A 13,737-nucleotide genomic window follows, 5' to 3' on the forward strand; every position below is an offset into this window, starting at 1 on the left:
AGGGAAATAGGTTATTTTTTGAACAGTAAATTGATTAAAAAAACGTTATTTGACGCTTTTTGCTTCAGGAGAGGTAGGATAGTTTTCTTTCAGTGCTTTATAAAAACTTTGCGCTTCTTTACCTTTGCCGAGTTTATCGAAAGAAGAACCCGTGTGATACAATAAAGTCGGTATATAAGCGGCTTTGTCATGCAAGGCAATGCTTGCTTTGTAGTATTCGATCGCACCAGAATAGGCTTTTTGGGTATATGCAATTTCGCCTAGCGTAAAATTGACTTTTGCCGGCTTATAATTCCTATTGAGCAATTCTTTGTAATAAGTTTGTGCATCGTTATAAGATTTTTTTGCATACAAATCGTCGGCTTCTTTGAGCAACGTCGCACTATCTTTGCCCGCTAATGCTTTCGCAGAAACAGCAGCCGCCGCATCGTTTGAAGTCTCTTTTTTAGAAGACTCATTGGCTGCAGGCGTCACCTTTGAAGAGGATTTATTACCGTGTACTTCATTGGCTAACTGATCAAATTTTTCTTTCGGAACGTAATTTTTATTAATAGAATCAATTAAAGAGCCCAATTCGCTGACGACGGTTTTAATTTTTTCCTGATTTTCATTTTGAATTCTTCGACTCTCTTCCACATACTCTTTAATGCCTTGAAGCTTTTGATTTTCTTCTTCAAGTTTACGTATACGCTCATCTTGTTTAGCAATTTTCGTTTCATAACTATCCATAACGGAGCGCAAAATTTCGTATTGTTCTGCATTATTAGCGTTATTATTGCCACTAAAGACTGCAGTAGACTTTGATGAAGAAGGTGTCGGAGCTGTCTTTTCCGTTCTTTGCGTACTAGAAGGAGTTACGACATCGGAAGACGTAATACTATACGTTGAGTTGTTCACCGAAGAACTAGAAGTAGCACTTGGGCTAGAAGAGGAATCATAACTTCCGAAAGCGGAGGGTTCGCTCGCTAGCGCTACTACGGATAGTAGCGCTAGCGAATATAAAAGAATCTGTTTTTTCATTCAAGCAGAAATTATGGAAGTACTTTGAATTCTGCTCTTCTGTTTTGTGCCCAACAATCCTTGTTGTGCTCGCTGCACGCAGGATTGCTCTCACCGTAACTAACAACGGTAATTCTGTCTGCAACCATACCTTTAGCAACTAAACCGTCTTTAACGCTTTTTGCTCTTTTAAGACCAAGTGCGTAGTTGTATTCGTCTGTACCGAATTCGTCGCAGTTACCTTCGACTTTGATTGAAAAGCTTTTAGCTTCAGCTGAATTGAACAATGCAGCATTTGCATCGATGTTTGCTTGTTGATCTTTTCTGATGTTGTATTTGTCAAAATCAAAATAGATTTTTTTAGAGTTAGCCTCTAAAGAAGCAATCAATTTTTGAAGAGCACTCATACCGTCGTTAACTGCTGCACCTTTTGTGTCGCCAGAGCTTTTAGTCATATCGACTTCTGGACTTTTTTGGCTACAACCTGTTAAAACCAAAACCGCTACCGCTAAGCTTGTTAAAGCTAATTTACCCATTATTAGATCCTTTGTAAAAGTTCAATTTTAAAAACTTCGGAATTATAGCATATTTTTTTTAAAAAATCACCAGTCTAACGACTGTAATTTACCAGTTTTCAATGCAAACTGATACGTTTTGTTAGCACTAAGGCGAATTATCCCTAATGCACTCTGATTTCCAAACTGTTTTATAAACATAATTGTATCAGGATCTTTCGCAAAACGCGGATATAAATTTTCACCTGTTGCCGTTAATTGACGTAAATAGTCCGTTTTTGTCGAAATCAAGTAAAGATTAAAGGTATTTCGACCGAACTCGCTGTCTGCTTCCCTGCTGGAATACACAATATAATTATCGTATGTTGAAATCGAATTTTTATTTTTTCCGTGATAGACAAGTTTTTCAAAACTTTTATCGTTAAGACCTTGTGCAAAAATGTCAGGGTTACCTAAACGGTCGGAGACAAAGGCAATACGCGTATCATTGTCGATAAAATTGCCGTTGACGTCTATGCCCGAATACTCCGTTATTTTTTGAATTTTCTTGGTTCTCAAATCGTAGAGATAAATATCAGGCTGATCTTTAGGTGCCATCGTTAATAAAAGTTTATTGCCGTCTTGGGAAACATCAGAACATACAATCATACCGGGGCTGGAAATAATATTGGATCGACTTCCCGTTCGTAAATCAAATTTATAAATTGTCGGTTCTGCCCCACTATAGGAGGTATAGAAAAAAGCACTTTGCTCTTTATTCGCCCATTTCGGGAAAACATTCAAGCCGCCCGATACCATAACTTTTTGATAGTTAAGCGTATAGTCGGATATAACGATTTCACTTTTCTTCGCATCCGTATATTTTGCAAAAATAACCGATTGTTCCATCCATGCAATCGACGGCGAACCGGTTTGGTCGTTTACATCTATCACGACTCGATGTGCCAAAAACGGATAACGTTTTTTATCACTTAAATTATACGCTTTTTCAAATGTCGTGCTTCCCGTTCTCGCATTAATCAATTTAACGTTAACGGCCAAATTAGCGGTGTCTTGAACAATGTTAAAACGAACGATCATATCTACTTTTTTATCCGCTAAAAAATTCTCAAGAGGACCGCCCTCATAACTGCTTTGCAAATATTCGTCTAAAACATTAAAATGGCTACTGACGCGTAAGTCATTGGCTATCAGTTTATAAAAACTTCTTCTCATTTCACTATCGATTGTTTTCGCACTGGCGTCTTGCACGGCAACTTTGGGCAAAACATCGATTTTTTTGACAACCTCTACCGTCGCATCGGCCGCAAAAACGAATAAGGCCGTACATAGCCATACTATCATTTGTTTTAACATGTAATTACTCCAGCATATCTTTAAATTCTACTTGCATCTCAAACAAAGGTCCCTTTTCGTATTTTGGAAAAACCGTACTTTCCATAGCTTTAAGGAACTCTTTAAGCTTCGTATTGAACTCGTTATTATAAGCTAACGAAACTATTTTATAACTAAAAGTACCGGTATTACTAATTTTGACGATAACTTTAGCAACATTACCGTTTTCCGTATCAACCGTCTTTTGCCAATTCTCTTCCAATATTTCTTGTACTTTGCCGATAAAAGGATCGTATTCGCCCCCTTTATTCATATCGGTAAGATGTTTTTGCTCTGCGAAATTAAGAGAATTTGCAATTTTAGAAGCAACATTTTCACTTTTTTCTTTTGTCTCTTCTACTTTATTAGGTTTGATACGCGTCGGTTGTTTTTGATCTTTTTTTTGTTCTTTGGCGTCCGGCGGCAATTTTGAGGTGTTAATATCTTCAAACAATCCTCGAAGCGATTGACTTTTGACAGCTTCTTTTGGAGAAGAAGCCACAACTTTTTTCTCTTCAACCGGTTTTTCTTGCGGTTTTTCAACCGGTTTTTCTACTTCTTCTTTTTTTCGCTCTTCTTTCGGTTTTTCAGAATCGTTCTTTTTACGTTCGACTAAAGCAATATTGATAGGATTTTTGTTCGAAGTATAGTTTTTAATGGTCGGATGCTGAGTCGCCAGAATATAACCGAGCACCAGAAGTAAAAACACATAGAGAAGGATGGACATTATCCACCCTACGGAGGCATATTTGTTCACGCTAGACACAGAACTATCCGTTCGTTTCTAATGAAACATTCGTAAATCCGGCTTGTTTAATCGTCTTAAGTACAAACATAACATCTTTATATGAAAGGCCCTCATCGGCTTTTATATAAACAATGCTTTTAAGAGGATATTTACTTTTTTGCATCATAAAGCTATCCGCAAATTCTGCAAGCATAAAGCTTTCACTTTTAATAAACACTTTTTTATCTTTAGTGACACGAATCTCAAGCTCCGGCATTTTGCTAACAACGGACGATTTGCTACCGTCTGGAAGTTTAATCATCTCTTCATAGACCAACGCCGGAGTCGTTACCATCAAAATAGCAAGAAGCACCAGCATAATATCAACGAGAGGCGTGATATTAAGCTCAGGCACTTCGTCAAGTTGGCTCATCATTAGCTATCTCGTTTCGTTTCATGTGCCGAGAGTAATATATCGACTTCTCGTTGCACGTAAACAATCACTTCATATGCTTTACGACGTAAAAAGAGGTTGGCGCTGTATGCCGGAATCGCTACGAAAATACCTGTAGCGGTTGCGACGAGTGCCTCGCTAATTGCGGGTGCTATAACGCCTAAAGATGCACTTCCCGATTGTCCCAACCCGCTAAACGTTTGCAAAATAGAGACAACTGTACCGAAAAGTCCGATAAAAGGTGCTGTCGAGGCAATAATAGAAAGCATCCATAAGCCGCTTGTGGCATTCTTTTCCGCAACATTTTTACAAACATTTAAAAGTTTTTCCGAAGCACCCGAGGCATTAGAACATTTTCGCAAGATAGAGTCGTCGCGAACGTTTTTTGCACCCATAAGCATAGATTCAAGCGAACTCTTTTCAATCGATAGCCAATATCCTAAATAAAGATAGCGACTGAATAAGATTCCAAATGTTATAATAAAATAAATCGATAACCAAATCATAATCACCCATGTGAAAAAGCCGCTTCTCGCGGCAAAGTTCACAAACAATTCAAAAGCTGACATTCGTCTTAAAATTTCCTCGTTTTAGCAAAAGATTCCATTTTTGCCGTCGCAATAGCAATAGCAACATCGGAATCACTGATACTCTTAAGAAGGGCTTTTGCCGCTTCCAAAGATTTGGCAACTTCGCTTTCCGTGCTTCCACCGATAGAAACAGCACCGTCGGCTAAAACCGTTACCGAATTTTCATCGACTTTACTGTGTCCCCAGTTAATAGCTACGATGTCGTGATTGCCGTCTTTAAGCTCAATATCAATCACGCCCGCTTGCAAAAGCGTTACTAAAGAAGCGTGGTTTGGAAGAACTCCAAACTCACCCTCTTTTCCCGGAAGCGTAACACTTTTTACATCGTTAGAAAAAATTTGACCTTCTGGAGTCACAATTTCTAATTTTAATGTGTTCATAATTTAACCTTGCTTCTTAGCTTTTTAATTTTGCAGCTTTCTCTATGACTTCTTCGATACCGCCGACCATATAAAAAGCGGCCTCCGGTAAATCGTCGTATTTGCCTTCTAAGATACCTTTAAATCCGGCGATAGACTCTTCAAGCGTAACGTATTTTCCGGGGCTTCCCGTAAAAACTTCGGCAACGAAGAAAGGTTGCGATAAAAATCTCTCGATCTTACGAGCACGTGCAACCGTTACTTTGTCTTCTTCGCTAAGTTCGTCCATACCGAGAATCGCGATAATATCTTGAAGGTCTTTGTACTTTTGAAGTACCGCTTGAACACCGCGAGAAACCGTATAATGCTCTTCACCTAGAATTTCAGGGCTTAACATACGTGAACTGGAATCCAAAGGATCAACCGCAGGATAAATACCTTTTTCCGCGATAGAACGGTTCAAAACGGTTTTAGCGTCTAAGTGGGCAAAAACCGTTGCAGGAGCTGGATCGGTCAAGTCGTCCGCTGGGACGTAAACCGCTTGTACGGAGGTAATTGAACCTTTTTTCGTCGATGTGATTCTCTCTTGGAATTTACCCATTTCACTTGCTAGGGTCGGTTGGTAACCAACGGCTGAAGGGATACGGCCAAGAAGTGCGGACATCTCTGCACCTGATTGGGAGAAACGGAAGATATTATCGATAAACATCAAAACGTCTAGCCCCATTTCGTCACGGAAATATTCAGCCATCGTAAGACCCGTAAGCGCGATACGGTTACGTGCTCCCGGCGGTTCACTCATTTGTCCGTAGCAAAGTGCAACTTTATCCAAAACGTTCGATTCTTTCATTTCGTGGTAAAGATCGTTCCCTTCACGGGTTCTTTCACCTACGCCTGCAAATACGGAATAACCGCTGTGTTTAAAGGCAACATTGTGAATCAATTCCATAATAATAACGGTTTTACCGACACCGGCACCGCCGAAAAGTCCGACTTTACCGCCTTTAGCATATGGTGCAAGAAGGTCAACGACTTTAATACCCGTTTCAAAAATTTCCGATTTGGTACTTTGCTCTTCAAATTTAGGCGGTTCTCTGTGAATCGACCATTTTGTTTTACATGTAACTTCGGGTCCTTGATCGATAATATCACCGACAACATTAAAAATACGTCCTAAAACTTCCTCGCCTACCGGAACTTGGATAGGATTGCCGAGTGCTTTAACTTCAAGACCTCGCGTTAAACCTTCACTCATATCCATCGCAATTGTTCGAACTCTGTTGTCGCCTAAATGTGCCGCTACTTCAAGAATTAATTTTTGTTTCTTGCCTTCAACATCAAAATTTACTTCAATCGCTTCATTGATTTTTGGAAGGTAGCCATTAAAATCGACGTCAACAACTGGACCCATAACCTGGCTAATTAATCCATTCATTGAATATTCTCCTTATATTTTTTCACAAAACAATTTATTTCATAGATTCTACACCACTGATAATTTCGATAAGTTCAGTGGTAATAGACTCTTGTCGTGCTTTATTGTACGCTAACGTCAAAACGTTAACGCGCTCTTTGGCGTTATTGGTTGCATTTTCCATTGCTTGCATTCTAGCACTATGTTCTGCCGCTAATGAATCGATCAATGCATAGTACATGTTATACTCAAAGTATTTTTGTAACAACGAATCTAAAATTTCTTCGCCGCTCTCATCAGGTTCTAATTCCATGAGAGAGTTTGTTTCAAGAACTTCAAGCGGTGAATCGACTGGAACGACGTCAACCACTTTGAGCTCTTGCGAAATCATATTTTTATATCCGTTATGCACTAAAATCACTTTATCCGTTTTTTTATCGATAAAATCTTGAATCGCTTTTTGAACAATTTCTTGCGCTTTCTCATAACTTGGAGACGAGCTTACTCCGGCATACGAAGTGTGTAATTCAATCCCTTGGAAATTAAAAAAAGCGATACCTTTACGACCTACGGCATGCAAACGAACCGTTATCTTTTGTTCCGCATACTCACTCAAAAGTTTACGAACCGCTTTAATTGTTTGAATATTAAAACCGCCGCACAAACCCTTGTCCGCCGTTACAAAAATCACGTCAACGACTTTAGGTGTTTCATCTTTATCAAAAAAACGACTTTCAACCGCACCGTTTTTATATTGATTAATTTTATACGCTATCTCAGAGAGGACTTCGTTAATTTTAATCGCATAAACACGAGATTGCTTAGCGGCCATTTCCGCTCGTTTCAACTTTGCCGTTGAAACGAGCTTCATAGCACGCGTTGTCTTTTGAGTATTTTGAACACTCTTGATTTTTCGTTTTATTTCTTTAAGGTTTGCCATAGCTTATCCTTACTTGACTGCAAACGTCGCTTTGAACTCGCCTAATGCCTTATGTAATAGTTCTTCTAACTCTTTATCGATAGCTTTTTTTGCTTTGAGTTGTTCAAAAATTTCAGGGTATTTTGCTTCGACGTAAGAATTAAGTTCCGCTTCGAAACGACCGACAGATTTAAGATCGATGCTATCAAGATAACCTTTTGCACCGGCAAAAATAATCAAAATTTGCTTTTCAACGGCAATCGGTGCATATGGAGGTTGTTTTAAAACTTCCACCATTCTTTGACCGCGTTCCAATTGTTTACGACTTGATTCGTCAAGATCGCTTGCAAATTGCGCAAACGCTTGAAGCTCGCGGTATTGGGCAAGATCGAGTCTTAACGTACCAGCAACTTGTTTCGTCGCTTTAATCTGAGCCGCACCGCCGACGCGTGATACGGAAAGACCGACGTTGATTGCGGGACGAATACCGGAGTTAAAGAGATCCGATTCCAAGAAAATTTGACCGTCCGTAATCGAAATAACGTTCGTAGGAATGTATGCCGATACGTCACCCGCTTGCGTCTCAATAATCGGAAGCGCCGTTAAAGAACCCGCACCGAGTTCATCATTGACTTTTGCCGCTCGTTCCAACAAACGAGAGTGGAGATAGAAAACGTCGCCGGGATACGCTTCACGACCCGGAGGACGGCGTAAAATCAAAGACATTTCACGGTAAGCAACCGCATGTTTTGAAAGGTCATCGTAAATAATCAATGCGTGGCGTGCACTATCTCTAAAGTATTCGCCCATTGAAACGCCCGCATACGGTGCCAAGAATTGCATTGCTGCAGATTCGGAAGCACTTGCGTTAACAACGATCGTGTACGCCATAGCACCGTGTTCTTCTAATTTTTTAACGACTTGCGCTACGGTTGATTGTTTTTGTCCGATCGCAACGTAAATACAAATAACGTCTTGACCTTTTTGGTTAATAATCGTATCGACGGCAATCGTCGTTTTACCGGTTTGTCTATCGCCGATAATTAACTCTCTTTGTCCTCGTCCGATCGGAACAAGGGCATCAATCGCTTTAATACCCGTTTGAAGCGGTTCATGAACTGATTTACGTGCCATAATACCGTGTGCTTTTTCTTCGACGAATCGAGTTTCCGTCGTTGCAATCGGTCCTTTGGCGTCGATAGGATCGCCTAATGCGTTGACAACGCGTCCGACGAGTGCTTCACCGACGGGAACGCGTAAAAGTTTTCCTAAACGTTTAACGGAAGAGCCTTCTTTAATTTCGCTACCGCTACCGAGAATAACGATACCGACGCTTGATTCTTCAAGGTTAAGAGCCATACCTCTTTCGCCGCTCTCAAACTCGACCATTTCACCAGCCATAACATTTTTTAAACCGTAAACGTTAGCAACACCGTCGGCAACGGAAATAACTTTTCCCGTCTCCTCGATATCGACATTAAGTTCAAAGTTTTCGATACGTTCTTTAATGATAGAACTGATTTCATCAGCTTTCATTTTTGCTCCCACAAACTACTCCTTCACTTTCTTTTATCTATATTCTTTATTTTGGATTTAAATTGCTTTTAAAATATGCTCTGTCATTTGAGCTCTCAAACGCTCTAACGAAAAGCTTACTTCAACCCCAAGATCGTCTAACTCTATTTTAATGCCAGGATATTGTTCTTGTTGTGCCGCTAATTTGATTGTTGCATTAAATTTTTTACTGAAATTTGATTCCAACTCTCCTACTTGAGAAGGGCTAACCGCAAAGTTCGTTAAGATTTTGCCTTCATAAGTATTGTTTTTTAAAGAGAGTTGATATTTAAGTTCTTTCGCCATTAAAGGGATAAGGCTCAAACGGTCGTTACGACTGACGATCTTCATGAAGTTTTTCAATTTGTCGCTACCGTTCTCAACCAAAGAGAGTACCAACGACTCTTTTGCCTGCGCATTGACATCCGGAGAGAGAATAATATGATTAAATTTTTCCAAATGAAACGCCGCTTCTAGCTGAACCAAAGAAGTCGTGATTTCGACCAATTCCGCATCGTTACAACTACCGATTAAAGCGTTAACGTATTTTTTTGCTATTGCTCCACTCATTAGGCAACCTTTTTACTAACGATTTTGACGATTTCATTATTATCGAGAGAAATAGAGCCCTCTTGGAACACTTCGTCTAAAATTTCACTGACGATAACGCGTTGCATTTTGCGTCGTTCAATCGTCGTGCGATCTTGAAACGCTTTTTCAAGATTTGTGATCTCTTGATCAGCTTCGAGAGATACTTTTTCACTTAAAAGAACCGCTTCTTTTTTTGCCGTCTCGATCAATGCTTTGGCATTGACTTTCGCTTCTTCGACTTTTGCCAAAGCCGTCTCTTTTTTACTGTGAGACTCTTTAAGTTTGACTTGAATCGAGTCTAATTTGTCCGCTATCTCGTTTTTGCGTCCTAAATACCACTGTTTTGCCGGCTCGGCAATATAGTAGTATAAAATAGCGGCAAAAATCAAAAAGTTAATCGCTCTAGGGATAATATCGGTCGAGCCACTATGCGCGCCTCCACTCGCCAAAAGCGCTATCGGAGCAACACACATTAAAAGATATTTGAACATCTTTTCTCCTTAGATATGACTCAATTTAGCGGCAATCGTCTCTTTGAAAAGAGCTTTTTGCGCTAATAAGCCTGCTTTGAATTCTTCTTTTTCCGTTTCAAGCGTTTTCAAAAACGTTGCGTTTTCGACGTCAAGATCGCTCTTTTTTTGCTCGATACGTTTGAGGGCTTTTTCTTTTGCTTCGCTCAACGCGGCTTCTCTTATCTTTGCCGCTTCGATTTTGGCTTCGGATAAAATGCTTTCGATTTCTTGGTAATATGCGACAACGTCACTGGCATTTTTCCCTGCATTCTCTAAATCACGATTAATAGAATTATTGCGATTGTCGATAAATTCTAAAAGGGGTTTGTAGAGAGTTTTGTTCAAAATCACCAACAAAACTAAAAATACAGTTCCGGTCGTCAGTAATAGCGCCGGGATAATATCCAACATATTTCTTGCTCCTTTAAGTTCGAGATCAGTCTCATTTTTGTAGATTTTTTGCTATCTATCAAGCGGCCACGGTAAAATCTGCGCGAATTTTATCACAGCCAAGGAAAATAGTTTATTAAATTAAGGCCAAAAACTAATTCAATTATTTTAAAAATTCAAAAAAGGTATCAATTGCTTTGCCGTTATTAAAATGAATCGTAATGCTATTATTTTTTGCGACGGTCTTAAAACCTAGTTCGTCCAATCGTTTTTGAAGCGTTTGTAGTTCTTCGGGAACACTACGAACACTCTTTGCTGCCACAACCGTCTCTTCGCCGTTTTTCAATTTTTTAATTAACGCTTCGGCTTCGCGAACGCTTAGTTTTTGTCCCAAGATCGTATTGACGATCGTCGCTTCGTCTTTGCTATCGAGTCCGACCAAGACTTTGGCATGCCCTTGCGACAAAATACCTTCAGAGAGGTATTTTTTGGTTTGTTCGCTCAAACTGAGCAGACGAATCGTGTTGGTAATTTGAGTACGACTTTTATGAATAATTTCCGAAAGACCCTCTTGAGTAATTTTATACTCTTCAATCAGCTCTTTATACGCAATGGCTAACTCGACAGGATTTAAATCTTCTCTTTGGATATTTTCGATCAGTGCCAATTCGCGGAGGTTTTTAGACTCGATATCGGCAACGATCGCCTTAATTTTCGTCAAGCCCGCTAATTTGCTAGCGCGTAAACGACGTTCTCCTGCGAGTAACATGTAAGCATCGTCTTTTGCCACGACGATAATCGGTTGCAATAAACCGTGGCGTTTGATCGATTCGCTGAGTTCTTTGAGAGCGACCTCGTTAAAATGGGTTCTCGGTTGATACGGATTGGGCGTAATACGTTCGATATCGATTTCGCGGACTAAATCTTTCGCCTGTTCGATATCTTGCTTATACGCCTCTTCAACGTCTTCAATAATAGCACTCAGCCCTCGACCTAAAACTTTCTTCGCACTGCTCATATTAACTCACTAAAATCGAATTGGCGAGCGTTTGATACGCTTTGGAGCCGGGAGATTCGACGTCGTATAAGATAATCGGTTTACCGAAACTCGGAGATTCCGCCAACTTAATATTACGCGGAATAACGACGTATGAAGCGTTCTCTTTGTCGACGAACAGTTTACTTTTAAAGTGTTCTTTCAAGTCGGCAAAAACCTGCTTCGAAAGATTATTTTGCGTACTGTACATCGTTGGTAAAAACCCTTTGATTTCAAGCGTAGGGTTAATGGTTTTTTTAATTAATTTCACGGTATTGAGCAATTGCGCTAAACCTTCCAATGCGAAAAATTCGCATTGAATCGGAATAATAACGGAATTGGCGGCACTTAAAGCATTGATCGTAATGCTTCCTAATGCCGGCGGCGAATCGATGATGATATAATCGTACTGATCGCTGATCTCTTCGATTTTATTTTTCAAAATAAGCTCTCTACCCTTGGTGTTGTTATCGTAAAACTCTTTTTCGACACCCACAAGCCCAATGTTGGAGGGTGCGACATGTAACGTCGAAAGCGAAGTTTCCAATATGACTTGCGAGAGTCGCTTTCGGCCGATTAGAACATGATAGATATTGTACTCGTAGTCACTTCTGTGAAAACCGAGCCCCGTTGTAGCATTGGCTTGAGGGTCAATATCGATCAACAACACGCGCTTTTCGGCAACGGCTAAAGAGGCAGCCAAATTAATAGCGGTCGTCGTTTTACCCACGCCGCCTTTTTGATTTGCTATCGCTATAATCTCACTCATCGTAAACTATACACCTTTTTATTTTCTAGCTCGATAGAGCCATCATCACACAATACCGCATCGTTCAAAGAGACCAATTTGCCGTCTAAATGGAAAGAAAACTTTCGATTTTTGTCAAATTCTATCTTATATTTACTAAAAACTTTCTTCCACGATATTTTTTTCTCAACCTCTTGCATCAAACGTTCAGCCAGAATTTGAGGTGCGATATCGATGTCTAAAACATCAAAATTTTCGGGTGCATAGCTGATATTCAGGCCTATTGAACCGACGATCGTACCGGCGATTTTCGTCGTAATCAATCCGCCGATTTTTTTCTCGCTCCGATAAAAATCATTCGGCCATTTTAACCATACATGCGAGCCTTGTTCTTCCAAAATATGCTTCACTAAAGAAGAAAAATAGATGGAAACGGAAGCAAGCGGTAAATCTTCGGGTAACTGTTTCTCTTCTACACAAAAGGAGAAAAAAAAGTTTCCTTTGCCGCCTTGCCACGCATTGCCTCGACTCCCGATACCGTCTGTTTGCTCAACGGCACCGATCGCATAAGGTGCAAGAAGTGTACCTTCGCGAAGTTTAGAGATCAAATAACGGTGCGTCGAATCGATACGCTCAAACCATTGAATCACCACATGTCAGCCTTTTTCCGCGAATATAGTCCAAAACAGGCATTGCGTTTTTGGAAGAGGGTTGCACTTTTGAAATCAAAAGCGAACCTTGGGTACACCCTACGACAATGCCTTCGTTCGTAATGCGCTCAATGCACCCGATGCGAGAGTTTTTGCCTGCCGCGTCGATTAACGAAAGCTCCGTCAGTTTCAATCCCGATGCCAGATAAATCCCCGGCCAAGGCGTAAACGCCCGGTATTTGCACATCAGCGTTTGCGCTTTTTCCTGCCATGAAACTAAACCGTCTTCTTTTTTGATTTTGCGGCAATGCGTCATAGCGGCATCGACTTGTTTCCAAGGGTGGAGTTTTTCAAAATGGGCTAACGTCTTTAGCGTTAAAGACGCCGCCGCATCCGATAACGCTTCAAAGAGCTGTTCTGATGTATCGTCTGGTTTAACATGTAAGTATGAAAATCCGAGCATCGCTCCCGTATCAAGCCCCTCTTCCATCAGCATCGACGTCACGCCCGCATAAGTTTCGTCGGCTAACAAAGTAGATTGAATCGGGCTTGCGCCTCGGTATTTAGGAAGAAGCGATGCGTGCAGATTAATACACGGAGCCAACGCTAAAATCGATGCGGGTAAAATTTGTCCGTACGCCGCGACGATGATAAAATCCGCACGACAAGCGGCAATTTTAGAGACCGCTTCGTCGTTTCTTAGGTGTTTGGGTTGATAAACTTCAAGATTTGGAAAATGCTCTTGCGCCCATGCTTTCGTATCCGGAGGCGTCAAAATTTGTTTACGTCCCACGGGTTTGTCTTCTTGCGTAACCAATAAAACAACGTCATACTCGATAGCTTGCATCAATGCTTCTAAAATTCGTGTCGCATATGCAGGCGTTCCCATAAAAACAATTCGCATT

Annotated in this window: 17 protein-coding genes; all 17 read right to left on the reverse strand. The window is 40.5% G+C overall.

Annotated elements, in window-relative coordinates:
- Positions 1 to 45 precede the first annotated feature (45 nt).
- Positions 46 to 897 (reverse strand): tetratricopeptide repeat protein, encoded by an 852-nt coding sequence (locus NL930_RS10325; RefSeq protein ID WP_354672755.1) that lies wholly within the window; start codon positions 895 to 897, stop codon positions 46 to 48.
- Positions 898 to 1,031: 134 nt separating this feature from the next.
- Entirely contained in the window at positions 1,032 to 1,535 is a 504-nt protein-coding gene (locus NL930_RS10330; RefSeq protein ID WP_039672291.1) for an OmpA family protein, read from the reverse strand.
- 66 nt (positions 1,536 to 1,601) lie between these two features.
- Positions 1,602 to 2,870, reverse strand: coding sequence for a Tol-Pal system protein TolB (tolB, locus tag NL930_RS10335; RefSeq protein ID WP_254376631.1), 1,269 nt, complete (start codon positions 2,868 to 2,870; stop codon positions 1,602 to 1,604).
- Between the two features lie 4 nt (positions 2,871 to 2,874).
- Positions 2,875 to 3,615 carry a TonB C-terminal domain-containing protein gene (locus tag NL930_RS10340; protein WP_039672289.1) on the reverse strand — a complete coding sequence of 247 codons (741 nt, stop codon included), beginning with the start codon at positions 3,613 to 3,615 and terminating at the stop codon, positions 2,875 to 2,877.
- Positions 3,616 to 3,658: 43 nt separating this feature from the next.
- A complete protein-coding gene (locus tag NL930_RS10345; RefSeq protein WP_370695876.1) occupies positions 3,659 to 4,048 on the reverse strand; it encodes an ExbD/TolR family protein in 390 nt (129 codons plus the stop codon).
- Positions 4,049 to 4,050: 2 nt separating this feature from the next.
- Positions 4,051 to 4,638, reverse strand: coding sequence for a MotA/TolQ/ExbB proton channel family protein (locus NL930_RS10350; RefSeq protein WP_039672287.1), 588 nt, complete (start codon positions 4,636 to 4,638; stop codon positions 4,051 to 4,053).
- A gap of 5 nt (positions 4,639 to 4,643) precedes the next feature.
- The gene (gene atpC, locus NL930_RS10355) at positions 4,644 to 5,039 is read right to left on the reverse strand and encodes an ATP synthase F1 subunit epsilon (protein WP_039672286.1); all 396 of its coding nucleotides are present in this window, start codon (positions 5,037 to 5,039) and stop codon (positions 4,644 to 4,646) included.
- A gap of 16 nt (positions 5,040 to 5,055) precedes the next feature.
- On the reverse strand, positions 5,056 to 6,453 hold the full coding sequence (gene atpD, locus NL930_RS10360; protein WP_039672285.1) for a F0F1 ATP synthase subunit beta: 1,398 nt from the start codon (positions 6,451 to 6,453) through the stop codon (positions 5,056 to 5,058).
- Positions 6,454 to 6,487: 34 nt separating this feature from the next.
- The gene (gene atpG / locus NL930_RS10365; protein WP_254376633.1) at positions 6,488 to 7,372 is read right to left on the reverse strand and encodes an ATP synthase F1 subunit gamma; all 885 of its coding nucleotides are present in this window, start codon (positions 7,370 to 7,372) and stop codon (positions 6,488 to 6,490) included.
- A 9-nt stretch (positions 7,373 to 7,381) separates the two neighbouring features.
- Positions 7,382 to 8,887 carry a F0F1 ATP synthase subunit alpha gene (atpA, locus tag NL930_RS10370; RefSeq protein ID WP_039672485.1) on the reverse strand — a complete coding sequence of 502 codons (1,506 nt, stop codon included), beginning with the start codon at positions 8,885 to 8,887 and terminating at the stop codon, positions 7,382 to 7,384.
- A gap of 57 nt (positions 8,888 to 8,944) precedes the next feature.
- The gene (locus tag NL930_RS10375; protein ID WP_039672283.1) at positions 8,945 to 9,475 is read right to left on the reverse strand and encodes a F0F1 ATP synthase subunit delta; all 531 of its coding nucleotides are present in this window, start codon (positions 9,473 to 9,475) and stop codon (positions 8,945 to 8,947) included.
- On the reverse strand, positions 9,475 to 9,987 hold the full coding sequence (locus NL930_RS10380; protein ID WP_039672282.1) for a F0F1 ATP synthase subunit B: 513 nt from the start codon (positions 9,985 to 9,987) through the stop codon (positions 9,475 to 9,477). The genes NL930_RS10375 and NL930_RS10380 overlap by 1 nt, the downstream gene beginning before the upstream one ends.
- Positions 9,988 to 9,996: 9 nt before the next feature.
- Positions 9,997 to 10,419 carry an ATPase gene (locus NL930_RS10385; protein WP_039672281.1) on the reverse strand — a complete coding sequence of 141 codons (423 nt, stop codon included), beginning with the start codon at positions 10,417 to 10,419 and terminating at the stop codon, positions 9,997 to 9,999.
- A 142-nt stretch (positions 10,420 to 10,561) separates the two neighbouring features.
- Positions 10,562 to 11,416, reverse strand: coding sequence for a ParB/RepB/Spo0J family partition protein (locus NL930_RS10390; protein WP_039672280.1), 855 nt, complete (start codon positions 11,414 to 11,416; stop codon positions 10,562 to 10,564).
- Between the two features lies 1 nt (position 11,417).
- Positions 11,418 to 12,203, reverse strand: a complete 786-nt coding sequence (locus NL930_RS10395; RefSeq protein WP_039672279.1) for a ParA family protein — start codon at positions 12,201 to 12,203, stop codon at positions 11,418 to 11,420.
- Entirely contained in the window at positions 12,200 to 12,835 is a 636-nt protein-coding gene (locus NL930_RS10400) for a biotin--[acetyl-CoA-carboxylase] ligase (protein WP_039672483.1), read from the reverse strand. The genes NL930_RS10395 and NL930_RS10400 overlap by 4 nt, the downstream gene beginning before the upstream one ends.
- On the reverse strand, positions 12,816 to 13,736 hold the full coding sequence (gene fmt, locus NL930_RS10405; protein ID WP_254376634.1) for a methionyl-tRNA formyltransferase: 921 nt from the start codon (positions 13,734 to 13,736) through the stop codon (positions 12,816 to 12,818). The genes NL930_RS10400 and fmt overlap by 20 nt, the downstream gene beginning before the upstream one ends.
- Between the last annotated feature and the right edge of the window lies 1 nt (position 13,737).

This window comes from Sulfurospirillum sp. hDNRA2 (genome assembly GCF_024206095.2).
Lineage (GTDB): Bacteria > Campylobacterota > Campylobacteria > Campylobacterales > Sulfurospirillaceae > Sulfurospirillum.

Excerpts from the sequence above, each read along its gene's own strand:
- NL930_RS10330 (WP_039672291.1), bottom strand. The coding sequence starts at position 1,535 with ATGGGTAAATTAGCTTTAACAAGCTTAGCGGTAGCGGTTTTGGTTTTA.
- tolB (WP_254376631.1), bottom strand. The coding sequence starts at position 2,870 with ATGTTAAAACAAATGATAGTATGGCTATGTACGGCCTTATTCGTTTTT.
- NL930_RS10340 (WP_039672289.1), bottom strand. The coding sequence starts at position 3,615 with ATGTCCATCCTTCTCTATGTGTTTTTACTTCTGGTGCTCGGTTATATT.
- NL930_RS10345 (WP_370695876.1), bottom strand. The coding sequence starts at position 4,048 with ATGAGCCAACTTGACGAAGTGCCTGAGCTTAATATCACGCCTCTCGTT.
- NL930_RS10350 (WP_039672287.1), bottom strand. The coding sequence starts at position 4,638 with ATGTCAGCTTTTGAATTGTTTGTGAACTTTGCCGCGAGAAGCGGCTTT.
- atpC (WP_039672286.1), bottom strand. The coding sequence starts at position 5,039 with ATGAACACATTAAAATTAGAAATTGTGACTCCAGAAGGTCAAATTTTT.
- atpD (WP_039672285.1), bottom strand. The coding sequence starts at position 6,453 with ATGAATGGATTAATTAGCCAGGTTATGGGTCCAGTTGTTGACGTCGAT.
- atpG (WP_254376633.1), bottom strand. The coding sequence starts at position 7,372 with ATGGCAAACCTTAAAGAAATAAAACGAAAAATCAAGAGTGTTCAAAAT.
- atpA (WP_039672485.1), bottom strand. The coding sequence starts at position 8,887 with ATGAAAGCTGATGAAATCAGTTCTATCATTAAAGAACGTATCGAAAAC.
- NL930_RS10375 (WP_039672283.1), bottom strand. The coding sequence starts at position 9,475 with ATGAGTGGAGCAATAGCAAAAAAATACGTTAACGCTTTAATCGGTAGT.
- NL930_RS10380 (WP_039672282.1), bottom strand. The coding sequence starts at position 9,987 with ATGTTCAAATATCTTTTAATGTGTGTTGCTCCGATAGCGCTTTTGGCG.
- NL930_RS10385 (WP_039672281.1), bottom strand. The coding sequence starts at position 10,419 with ATGTTGGATATTATCCCGGCGCTATTACTGACGACCGGAACTGTATTT.
- NL930_RS10390 (WP_039672280.1), bottom strand. The coding sequence starts at position 11,416 with ATGAGCAGTGCGAAGAAAGTTTTAGGTCGAGGGCTGAGTGCTATTATT.
- NL930_RS10395 (WP_039672279.1), bottom strand. The coding sequence starts at position 12,203 with ATGAGTGAGATTATAGCGATAGCAAATCAAAAAGGCGGCGTGGGTAAA.
- fmt (WP_254376634.1), bottom strand. The coding sequence starts at position 13,736 with ATGCGAATTGTTTTTATGGGAACGCCTGCATATGCGACACGAATTTTA.